The organism is Dissulfurispira sp. (genome assembly GCF_036745535.1).
Lineage (GTDB): Bacteria > Nitrospirota > Thermodesulfovibrionia > Thermodesulfovibrionales > Dissulfurispiraceae > Dissulfurispira.
Genome location: NZ_DAIOFX010000059.1, coordinates 1 through 10,742 on the forward strand (window position 1 = coordinate 1; position 10,742 = coordinate 10,742).

The window sequence follows — 10,742 nt, forward strand, 5'->3', positions numbered from 1 at the left end:
TCTATACTACCTGAATCGGAGGTCTTTCTAAAATCTATTTTGGACAGATGTGACTTGGCATAAAAAATATACTTTCTTTACACCATCGCCTCTTTCAATCTCATGACCAGTTGGAAAACCTTTATAGTCTCCTCTATGCTCCTTGAGCCTGTGCCGCATGAAGGCGTGATAAGGATTTGCGAATTAACGAGTTCTGAGGGTATATGCTCATATAATTTTTTGAGATGATTATCCATCAATTTATTGATGTATTTGTCATCAACAGAGTTAATGGCATCCGATGTGGGCACAATTCCCCATGCGAGGTATCCGCCTGCCTGAAGGAAATTTTTTATTTCCTCATGATATATGGCGAGGGTATCGAAATACTCAAAGGCATCAAAGTTCAGTATCCGAGCACCGCTCTTAATCACCATCGGCCAGTCAGCCCTGCCGCAGCAGTGTATGCCGGATATCCCGCCTGCCTCTTCAATGGCGGACACCATGTCTTTAAGCAGTCTCAAGACCTCCTCGCTGTCAACCCCGAGATAGGATGAACTGCCTATTGCCGAGAGGATCGGCTCGTCAATAAAAATGATAACATTGTCCGAATGCTGCTTTAATAAATCTATCTGCCATCGCACTTTTGCCTTTAGAAGCATGGATGAGATTTCACGCAGCTCCTCATCAAAATACACAAGCCTTCCGTAGTTGTCTTTCAGTCCGAGGGTGAATGTGAGAGGGCCGGTGACATGCCCTTTCAATATCCGAAACCTCCTGCCCTTTATCATCCTTAAAAACATATGCAATCCCATTGCATAATCTTCGGATATGGCTATCTTTGTATTTTCCGCACATGATTCGTAAAACCTTTCAAGCTCGTCGCTTCCATCCCTTATAATCCATGCCTCCTGCTCCTTTTCATTCGTCCTTATATAAGGCATTCCTTCAGAATACTGGATGATCATGGACTCTTTAAATGAGCGTTTCGGCAACTGAGGCCAAAAAGGGATATCAAATGTCCTGAGTATAAGCTCGCAAGCCTCCTCGGGATTTCTGTGCGGGAGACTTCCGATGCCTGTGGTGGAGAAAGGGTTGATAATTTTTGACATGTGGTATTATAGCATATGAAACATGTGGCAAATGACTTAACCAAAAATGCGATTAAACTTTGAACATATGGGGCATAGGCGGATAAAAGGCTTTGCAGCGCCACATTGTTGAGGATGACCGTTTCTACATATGCAATAAAACAATTCACGCTTAACATACTGGATGGTTTCAAACAAATGCGCATTGTAAAGACTTTTAGCCGTCTATGCCCCCATATGAATGCATTTTTCGGGTTAACGATACTCTTTATTCTTGTTGTATTATTCCATGTTTCAACTTCGTTTGCCCTTACCGATGATGAAATATTCGGATTCCAATCTGAGATAAAAGACAGGCCAGTTGGTGAGCGGATAGCCTTCTGGGCGGAAAGGTTTGTTGGCGTCCCATACGATATTGACCCAAAAGGGGAATATGTTGCTAAAGGAGTCATAGTCGCAGATGAAAGGGTGGACTGCATGTATCTTACATTCAGGGCAGTGGAGCTTGCACTGAGCAATAACCATGGTGAGGCGATCGAAATTGCGCTGGACAAAAGATTCCATACAAAAGGCATTCTTAAAGATAACAAGGTGATCAATTATGATGACCGTTTTGAATATGGAGAAGACATGATATTCAGCGGCAAGTGGGGGAAGGACATAACCAGGGATATGGGCAGGACAGTAAAGATAGAAGGCTCAAGGGGATTGGACTCGCTGCCTCCCGGAGAACTTATGAAAGAAATGCAGAAATTAAAAAGCGGGGATATTATCTTTTTCATAAAAAATCCCGAGAAAAGAATCTCAGAGGAAATAGTAGGGCACATAGGGATAATAAAGACAGAAGTCAGAAGACAGAAAACAGAAGACAGACAGGTTTATTTAATCCATGCAAGCGGTCTAAAGGGCAGAGGCGGAGTCGTGAAAAAAGTTTTATTCAAGGACTATATCAGAAAAATGCCCTTTATAGGAGTCAGGATCACAAGATTCGATTAGTCTTATAATTTCTTGAGTATATCAGGGAATTGGGATTTAAATTCCGGATGAACCCTTCCCAGAAAGATCTTTAACCCCTTTATCTCTGATTTCAAATCATCGATTTCCTTTAAATTCCCTTGCAATTTCGTGACTTTATCCGTAAGGGTTTTTAACTCCTGTTCCACAAGGCTAAGTTTTTTCCTTTAAAGCAATTATATCTTTCATTATCGGCTCCTTTTATTTTCTCCGCTTATTTTCTCCTTTGAGCCCTTGTCCTTCTGCGCAGTTTTTTGTGTTTATGCTTGCGCATCTTCTTTTTACGCCACTTTACAACACTACCCACAACATCACCTCCTACTTTACTTATTCATTGCCTCCATAAATGCTTCGAGTTGAAGCTCTGTGGCCGGCGATTCTGTTCCATCATATGGAATACTTATGCACGGCACGCCATAATCCCTGCTTACTGCCTTCATCAGTGCCGTAACTATAGTGCCTGGCATGCAGCCAAAAGGCATGGCATTGATTATGCCGGATGCGCCCCTCTCAATAAGGTCTATTGCCTTGCCCACGCTTAAGATGGTCTCTCCCTCGAATGAGTCGTGGACATAGGGCGCTGCCTTTGCCAATATCTCCTTTGTTTCGGGTTCCTTCAAGGTTTTCAGAAAGCCTTTAAATGGTTCGGTAAACCTGTGTTCAATTCTTTTCTGAAAGAACCGCTTAAGGAAGATACTCATCATAGCAGACCTGTCTTTTTTTATCAAGGCCTTTCTAAAAGACATGGTATTTACATAATATATCCACTCCTCTATGGGAGCAAGCCATACCTCCCCTCCAAGGGCTTCTATCTTTCTTATCAGGTCTTCGTTGGAAAATCTATGGGACCTGACGAATATCTCTCCAATAACACCTACAACAGGCCTTTTTTCTTTCTCTTTGGGGATGGACAAAAAGTCATTCTTCATCCTCTTTAAAAGACCTCTCATGTCTCCGTTTTTCCCGGTAAGGCTCTGATAAATCCTTTCACGATAAGAATTATAAAGTCCCTCGGTGTCGCCCTTTGTCTTTTCATAAGGCCTTGTCTCGTGGAGACATTTTGTAAGCATCTCATATGCAATAATCCCTTCCCATGCCTTCATGGAGAAGTCCTTGCCCACAATACCCAGGTCTCTGTAGAACTGGACATCCTGATTGGGTGCAAAGATAGGGACGTCCTTCAGTCCGAGCTTTTCGAGTATCAGTTTGTGGGATACGTTGTACTGCCCGAACCTGCACGGCCCTGTGCCTGATGGCATGAAGAATGCCGATTCATCGGGCCTGAAATCTGACGAAAATACCTTCCTGAGCATGTCGCCTGCTGTTACAAGATAGGGATAGCATTCCTTGCCCGATACATATCTCCTGCCGAGGTCCACAGATTCTTTGTTTGATTCAGGAAGCACTTCTGCAGGAACACCGCAGTATTCAAAGGCTGCCTTCAGTGCAAAGGCATGGTCAGCCATGCGCGGGATAAAGACGATACGTTTTTTCAACGGTGAATGGGTGATTTTTCCGTATCTCTGCATTTCTGTTTCTCCGCTTCCCCGATTCCCCGAATCACCGCTTTGCTGCTGCTCTATGCTGTCAAGGAATGCCTCACACCGTGTTATTGCGCCAGCATCTGCGCTGTGCTCGTCTATCTCTATATGCAGGAAGGGTTTCCCCTTCATCTCTTCCTTGAAATATTTGAGTATAAAGGAATCAGGGCCGCACGAAAAATTTCCAATATAAATTGCGTAGAGATTAGGCGTGTTTCTCACAATCCTCGCTGCCCTTAATATCCTCTGACCTGACCTCCAGTACATATTCGGCCATGTATTCTTCAGCCTTTCATTATCCAACGGAAGCATGTCCATGGGTATTGAAATAACATCTATATGGGACAGCTTTTTCGGAATTTCAAGATTAACACCGGAATCAAAGGCATTATACGCCCTGCCGATGATAACAATAACCCTTGACCCTTGACCCTTGACCCTTTCTAATATTTCCCTTCCCTTTTCTTTAATTGCACTCTGGAATTCTTCCTGTGCTGATTGGGCAATTCTAATCGCTCTTTCAATATCTCCCTCCCTCACGCCATACTCACTCAAAGACCTTTTTAATTCTTTCTTGAGATAACCTGCACCAAGACCGAGATCGATGACAGGAGTAATTGTCTTCATGTCCTTAATGGCAGCCCTTGAAACATATGGAATTGTCTGGACATATGGACAGGATAATCCACGATTATACTCATCTCCGTTTTGATTTATGTTTATAAAGCTGGGAATGAATATGGCATCAACACCGGCATCCTTAAGCCATTTGATATGTCCATGAGCAACCTTTACAGGAAAACACGCCTCTGAAATGACATTCTCGACACCGAGGTTCACGATCTGCTTATTTGTCTTTGAAGAAACAATGACCTCAAAACCAAGTTCCCATAAGAGGGTTGACCAGAAGGGCAAGTAATCATGGAAGAAGAATATATATGGAATTCCGATTTTAGTCCGTGATGCGTGATCCGTGATGCGTGATGAGACGCATAACGCTTTACGCTTTTCATGTTCTTTCCACAGCATTTCTTCCCTGAATGAAAACAGATCGGGAAGTGTTGATTTTTGAGAGCGTCTCACATCATATTTCTCGCACCTTCCGCCGTAAAAGAGATAGCCCTCCTCGCCCTGAACCTTCACCCTGTTTATTTCGCAGACATTAGGGCATCCCTTGCATTCAAAAGAGCTTATCTCATACGGTTTCTTTGAAAGCTCAAAACCCTTGAATCGTGATGCGTGATCAGTGATGCGTGATGAGTCGGATAGCGCATTACGTCCTTTCATATAATCTCTGGCAATAAGTGCCATGCCGATAGCGCCTGTGACGTCATGGTTTGGAGGAACAGTTACATTCCTGCCGACATATTTTTCGAAGGCAGCAACAACCGCCTTGTTAAAGGCTACGCCTCCCTGAAAGAAGATGTTCTCACCAATGGGTTTGCCCGCGACTACTCTATTAATGTAATTCTGCACAATAGAGTATGCGAGCCCTGCAAGGAGGTCGTCTTTGTCAGCGCCCCTCTGGAGATTGGCCATAAGGGAATTTTCCATAAAAACAGTGCATCGCTCTCCAAGCCTGCACGGGCTTTCTGAATGGCAGGCGCACTCTGCAAACTCGCCTTTTACAGAGATACCGAGCTTTTCAGCCTGCTCCTCTAAAAAAGAGCCTGTTCCTGCAGCACATGCCTTGTTCATCTCAAAATCAACAATAATGCCGTCCCTTATGGAGATATACTTTGAATCCTGTCCTCCTATCTCGAATATGGTATCCACACGCGGGTCGATAAATATTGCAGCAGTTGCCTGTGCAGTAATCTCGTTCTTCACAATATCGGCACCAACATAGTCTGCAATCATGTATCTGCCTGAGCCTGTGGTGCCAACGCCTGCAATCTCTACACTGTCTGCTATTTCGGCATATATCTCTTCAAGCCCCTGTTTTACAGCCTCGATGGGCCTGCCCGCAGTCATGAGATAACGCTTGGCCAGCAGATTTCCTTCCTCATCAATCACAGCAAGATTTGTGCTTATAGAACCAATGTCGATGCCAAGATAAGCTTTACCACGTGATGCGTGATGCGTGATGAGTGATGAGTTTAAAGACCCATTACTCATTACGGATAACGCATTACAGCCTTTAAGGTGTCTTTCAAAAAATCCATCCCCTTCTGATATTAAAGGTGCATGACCTTTTTCTGAGAATTGTGCGGATGAAAGGAATTGCTCTAAATCTTCCAGATTAAAAGTATTTACAAGGCCTTCATCCATGTCCTTCAAGGCAGCGCCCAATGCGCCCATAAATGCAAAATCAGCAGGAACAAAGAGTTCATCGAGATCAAAGACCTCTCTGAACGCCCTTACCATTCCTCTATTGGCAGCCACACCGCCCTGAAATGAAACCGGCAGTTTCAAGTCCCTGCCTTTTGCAATAGTTCCTTTGAAGTTCCTTGCAACCGCAAAACATAACCCGGCAATGATATCCTCAATAGGGGTTGCGATCTGCTGCAGGTGTATCATGTCCGACTTGGCAAAGACACTGCACCTGCCCGCAATCTTGGAGGGCCTCTTTGATCTTGCGGCAATTTCGCTGAATTCCTCTATGCTGAGCCTCAATCTCTCTGCCTGCTGCTCAAGGAAAGAGCCTGTGCCGGCAGCACAGACAGAATTCATGGAGAAGTCCTTTATCGCGCCGTTTTCAAGAATAATGAGCTTTGAATCTTCTCCTCCAAGCTCGATGACGGTATTGATATGAGGGAATAATTTCTTAATGGAATAGAACTGAGAGACAACTTCATTGATGGGCTTTATCTTTAGTGCAGAGGTAATTGCCTTCCCTGCAGAGCCTGTAACAGAAAGAGAGCTTTCAGGAAATCTCCCCTGAATTTCCTTTAAAAGTTTAAGCGATACCCTGACAGGATGGCCATAATGTCTTACATAATGTCCTTCAACTTTATTGCCCTTTTTATCAAGGACAACAATCTTGACAGCCACCGAACCTGCATCAAGTCCGATGAAATGCATCGTTATCCTCCGGAAAGTTTTTAGATAATTTTTAGTTTATTGAATAACAAATGTTTTATCAAGAGAAATATTCAGGATTTAAACCTGATTTTTATTGTCTCTGCAAAGAGATTAAGAACCATTTTGACTGGAAAGCCCAGCCTATTTTTTACAAGGTTCAAAACAACAGGATGTTCGATAATATGCGCATTTTGCTTATATGCAGCCAGCAATATCTCGACATCAAAGGCATACCCCTTACTCTTAGTCATGGATGACAAAACGGATCCAAGGATTTCCCTTTTAAACACCTTTATCCCTGACTGGGTATCCCTGAAAGGCATTTTAAAGAGGAGTTTCACCAAAAAAGCATATCCCTTACTCATTATCCTTCTCAGAAAGGGATAATTTACCTTTGATTCTGGATGATACTTTGAACCTATAACAATATCTGAACCTGTCTGCTGCAACATATTAAGCATTTTTAATAACTGAGATGGATGAAAGTCAAGGTCAGCATCCAATAAAGCAATATATTTACCACAACTGTTCTCAAAACCTGTTCTGAATGCAGTCCCTTTCCCTGCATTATGCTCATAATGGACAACCCTTATCTCTTTCGAATGCTCGGATGCCCTTTTAGCCTCAGCAAATGTATTATCAGAGCTGCCGTCGTCAACGAGGATTATCTCAAAGTCGATATTCTCCGCCCTTATAGTTTTTGAAACGGTTATAAGATTCTGAAATATAGTTTCACCTTCATTATAGGCAGGTATTATCACTGAAAATTCTGTCATTTTTATTTTACCTTCAACATTTCCGGTCTCAAAAGTCCTTTTACAGCCTCAGCAGAATATGAAGTATTTGGAGCCAGTTTTATAACCTTTAAATAGCAAGATTCAGCAGTCTTTAAATCTCCTGACATAAAAAACACATCACCGAGACCCAGATACGACTCGAATAGATACGGGTCATTTTCGATAGCCTTTGTGAAATAACTTTCAGCCTGTTTCAAGTTAAAGAGCCTGTTATTTCGTTCATTTTTTGCTTTGGTTAATAAGATCTCTCCAAGATTATGATAGGGAATTGGATTGGTTCTGCTGCTCTCTATGGCTTTATTGAAATAAACAGTAGCAGTATCGGAATTGCCATCTTCTACATATACACGCCCGATGTTATTGTATATTTTGGATAGTGATTTTGCATTAGTATTTTCACTAATAGCTTGAGACAGTGATTCTTCAGAGGCTTTTAATGCTTCGTTCAGCTTTCCTTGAGAAAGCAATGTCCTCGCATATTCACTTTTTGGATACCAGTGATTAGTTTTCTTTATAGTATCTTCCCAGAGCAATAATTCACTTTTCCACAGTTCGTTCCGGTTATATGTGAGAATAGCAAGAACAAGCACAACAGGGATTATGCAATATTTGCTATATTTTTCAAACTTTGAGGCGCTATAAGCAACCCCGATACATAGAAAGGCTGAAGGAAGATATAAATACCTCTCGGCAAAGGGTGGAGATAAGACCGTTGTAAAGGCACCTGAAATAGAAGGCATAATTGTTATCAGAAAAGATGCAATCAGAAAAAAATAAATCCTTTTCTTTTTTATAAAGAGCACCACTAATGTTGCGAATAAAAATATACCTGCCATTAAAAAAAGAGATTTATATGGTATTTCAAAAATATAAAGATTCAAGTTAACCGGGTAGAAAAACTTGTATAAATAAAAAGCTATTGAAGAAAAAAATATGGTTGATATATCAGTAAAGGGTTTAAAGTTCATCTCCACAACCGTATTGGCAAGATATGCCTGGCGCATTATAAGATATAAAATAATTAATGCCCCATAGCAAATATACGGCAATGGTTCTAATCTCTTTTGTTCAGATATTATCAGGTCATACATTGCAAATACTATAATTGCACCAACGGCTATTTCTTTTGAAAACATCGCAAGGGCAAAAAATAATGCAGCAGGGATGATAGCTATCTTATTGTCTCTTTCTTTAAATTCAATATGGGCAAGCATTGAAAGAAAAACAAATGTTGTTGCTACTACATCAGTCCTGCCTGAAATCCATGATACCGATTCTGTATGAATCGGATGGACAGCGAAAAGCATCGAAGACAAAAAGGCAACTGTTGCTGATTTAAAAACCTTATTGGTTATGAAATATAAAAGAAGTGTATTTGCAGCATGAAACAGTATATTGGTCAAATGATACCCAAACGGATTATCAAACCATATGGAATAATCAAAAAGATAGGTAAGCCCGATTAATGGCCTGTAAAAGACCATGATGGCACCCTTCAGGTCTGTTGGCAAAAAAAGGGAGGCAAGAGAATTAAACCTCAGCGAGAATCTGCTGACATGGTAATGGTCATCCCAGACAAGACCGCTATTAAGCACATTGGCATAGACACCAAATGCAGCAACAGCAGTTAGCAGGGCTAATATATACTTTTTTGACATTAAAAGCTTTTATTATGGAGTTCTTCTCTTGTCCATGTAATTTTGCCTTTTGTCCCGAGATTAAATCCTTTTTTAAGAATCTTTAATTGTGCTTATTTTATCATTTCCCCCAATAAAAAAAGGACAGCCTGCCGTCCCATTTTTCTACTTTAACCTTTTAATAGTCTCCAGAATTCTCTTGGGGTGATCATTTTAACACCCTTATATTTTTTTAAAATCAGCAAATCCTCGTCTCCTGTTATAATAAATCTGGCATTGCCGCTTAATGCAGTTCCTATTATATTTAAATCGGCTTTATCTCTACAGACTGACCCTTTTACCTCTTTGGGACTAACTATTTCCGCTTGTCCCCTTAAATAATCAATTATTTCATGGACGATACCTTGAGGCAAGTGTATCTTGCTAATAAGTTTTTCTTCTACTTCTGAAAGGATGAAATCGCTTAAAACAATAATGCGGTCTAAAAGGCATACTTCAAATATCTCGGCACATAGACCTCTGGCTGCAAAGGCAGCAACAATTACATTGGTATCCAGCACAACCTTCATGAGATTGCTTTAAAGACATCCTCATCCGTCAGCAGTCCCTCTGCCTCGGCAAAGGGCAAAACCTTCTTTCTTAACTGCTGGAATCTTTTTACAGCGAGATAACGGGTAACGGCTTCCCTGATAATCTCACTTTTTGATGCCTTCTCGGTTTTTGCTACAATGTTCAGTTCTCTCTGTAATTCTTCAGAAAACCTTATGGTAATCGTCTCTTTCATTTTGACAACCCCCTTAATATTGTAAGACAATGTAGCACAAAGAACATATATTTGTCAAATCGCTTTGCATCAGAGGCAGGGTAAAGCCTTTATAATCTTCCCAACAAAAAAGAGGCGTCTAAACGCCCCTGAAAAATAGAACCGTCAGGCTGTCCCACTGTTCTTATTGTTCATACAAGTTTCTGTGTTATAATGAAATAGAAGTTGTATAGAGAATTCAAACAATAGGGGGTGATACAAATGAAGATTCTTGATCTGGTTTCAGAAAAGGAGATAAAAGAGGCACTTTTAGCTGAGTATGAAAAAAAAATTATCTTATACAAACTTACAGATGAGCGATTAAAAAAGAAATATGAAATGAGTTTCAATGAATTTGAAGAAAAAAATATTGTGAAAGAAAAAGATTTTTCATGGGAAGTGGAGAAGGATGCAATGGATTGGGAACATGCAGTAGAGGGCATTAGACATCTTCAGGAAAAAATAGACAAAATAAAAAAAGCTGATAATGGCTATTGAAGAATTAATACAGATATTACAAGATATTGCCGGCAGATATGGATTAAAGATTTTATATTTAGACTATTCAGACATCACATTAATTTCAAGAGTAGGCTTTTCGCCTGATATATTCATACAGATTTATGCAAATATTAAAAAAGAAAAAAACAAATATGGCGCTGATTGTTGGAGGTCAGAGAATCTATGGGATAGATAAAGAAGGCGGTTTTTATCACGAGCATCCCTTAGAAAAACCTTCCCTGCATGTTGAAACAGAGCAAATAGGAATTGAAGATTTTGTTATAAAAAGCCTTGATTTGTTAAAAAGAATTCATCTGATTTAATAGCTCAAATCTTCCCAATAAAAAAGGGGCGTC

Annotated in this window: 11 protein-coding genes; 3 read left to right on the top strand and 8 right to left on the bottom strand. The window is 40.8% G+C overall.

From position 1 onward, the window contains the following. Nucleotides 1–77: 77 nt before the first annotated feature. Nucleotides 78–1,091, bottom strand: coding sequence for a hypothetical protein (locus V7L97_RS09465; protein ID WP_333655377.1), 1,014 nt, complete (start codon nt 1,089–1,091; stop codon nt 78–80). Nucleotides 1,092–1,205: 114 nt separating this feature from the next. Between V7L97_RS09465 and V7L97_RS09470 the strand changes: the two genes are divergently transcribed. Next, a complete protein-coding gene (locus V7L97_RS09470) occupies nt 1,206–2,066 on the top strand; it encodes a hypothetical protein (protein ID WP_333655379.1) in 861 nt (286 codons plus the stop codon). 2 nt (nt 2,067–2,068) lie between these two features. Here the strand turns inward: V7L97_RS09470 and V7L97_RS09475 are convergent, their stop codons facing one another. The 7 genes from V7L97_RS09475 to V7L97_RS09505 all read right to left on the bottom strand — a co-directional run bounded on the left by V7L97_RS09475 (nt 2,069) and on the right by V7L97_RS09505 (nt 9,867). Beyond that, on the bottom strand, nt 2,069–2,233 hold the full coding sequence (locus tag V7L97_RS09475) for a hypothetical protein (RefSeq protein ID WP_333655381.1): 165 nt from the start codon (nt 2,231–2,233) through the stop codon (nt 2,069–2,071). Nucleotides 2,234–2,298: 65 nt separating this feature from the next. Then, on the bottom strand, nt 2,299–2,391 hold the full coding sequence (locus V7L97_RS09480; protein ID WP_333655383.1) for a 30S ribosomal protein bS22: 93 nt from the start codon (nt 2,389–2,391) through the stop codon (nt 2,299–2,301). A 16-nt stretch (nt 2,392–2,407) separates the two neighbouring features. Next, nucleotides 2,408–6,649, bottom strand: coding sequence for an acyl-CoA dehydratase activase (locus tag V7L97_RS09485; protein ID WP_333655385.1), 4,242 nt, complete (start codon nt 6,647–6,649; stop codon nt 2,408–2,410). 71 nt (nt 6,650–6,720) lie between these two features. Continuing rightward, entirely contained in the window at nt 6,721–7,425 is a 705-nt protein-coding gene (locus V7L97_RS09490; RefSeq protein WP_333655387.1) for a glycosyltransferase family 2 protein, read from the bottom strand. Between the two features lie 2 nt (nt 7,426–7,427). Next, nucleotides 7,428–9,104, bottom strand: a complete 1,677-nt coding sequence (locus V7L97_RS09495) for a tetratricopeptide repeat protein (RefSeq protein ID WP_333655389.1) — start codon at nt 9,102–9,104, stop codon at nt 7,428–7,430. A 149-nt stretch (nt 9,105–9,253) separates the two neighbouring features. Beyond that, a complete protein-coding gene (locus tag V7L97_RS09500) occupies nt 9,254–9,652 on the bottom strand; it encodes a putative toxin-antitoxin system toxin component, PIN family (RefSeq protein ID WP_333655392.1) in 399 nt (132 codons plus the stop codon). Continuing rightward, nucleotides 9,649–9,867, bottom strand: coding sequence for a CopG family ribbon-helix-helix protein (locus V7L97_RS09505; protein WP_333655395.1), 219 nt, complete (start codon nt 9,865–9,867; stop codon nt 9,649–9,651). The genes V7L97_RS09500 and V7L97_RS09505 overlap by 4 nt, the downstream gene beginning before the upstream one ends. 240 nt (nt 9,868–10,107) lie before the next feature. Here V7L97_RS09505 and V7L97_RS09510 point away from each other — a divergent pair, with 240 nt between their 5' ends. Further along, nucleotides 10,108–10,383 carry a hypothetical protein gene (locus V7L97_RS09510; RefSeq protein WP_333655398.1) on the top strand — a complete coding sequence of 92 codons (276 nt, stop codon included), beginning with the start codon at nt 10,108–10,110 and terminating at the stop codon, nt 10,381–10,383. Nucleotides 10,384–10,508: 125 nt separating this feature from the next. Continuing rightward, nucleotides 10,509–10,709, top strand: a complete 201-nt coding sequence (locus V7L97_RS09515; protein WP_333655400.1) for a hypothetical protein — start codon at nt 10,509–10,511, stop codon at nt 10,707–10,709. Nucleotides 10,710–10,742 lie beyond the last annotated feature (33 nt).

Coding starts and splice junctions, on each gene's coding strand:
- V7L97_RS09490 (WP_333655387.1), bottom strand. CDS start 7,425: ATGACAGAATTTTCAGTGATAATACCTGCCTATAATGAAGGTGAAACT.
- V7L97_RS09505 (WP_333655395.1), bottom strand. CDS start 9,867: ATGAAAGAGACGATTACCATAAGGTTTTCTGAAGAATTACAGAGAGAA.
- V7L97_RS09465 (WP_333655377.1), bottom strand. CDS start 1,091: ATGTCAAAAATTATCAACCCTTTCTCCACCACAGGCATCGGAAGTCTC.
- V7L97_RS09495 (WP_333655389.1), bottom strand. CDS start 9,104: ATGTCAAAAAAGTATATATTAGCCCTGCTAACTGCTGTTGCTGCATTT.
- V7L97_RS09470 (WP_333655379.1), top strand. CDS start 1,206: ATGACCGTTTCTACATATGCAATAAAACAATTCACGCTTAACATACTG.
- V7L97_RS09515 (WP_333655400.1), top strand. CDS start 10,509: ATGCAAATATTAAAAAAGAAAAAAACAAATATGGCGCTGATTGTTGGA.
- V7L97_RS09510 (WP_333655398.1), top strand. CDS start 10,108: ATGAAGATTCTTGATCTGGTTTCAGAAAAGGAGATAAAAGAGGCACTT.
- V7L97_RS09485 (WP_333655385.1), bottom strand. CDS start 6,649: ATGCATTTCATCGGACTTGATGCAGGTTCGGTGGCTGTCAAGATTGTT.
- V7L97_RS09500 (WP_333655392.1), bottom strand. CDS start 9,652: ATGAAGGTTGTGCTGGATACCAATGTAATTGTTGCTGCCTTTGCAGCC.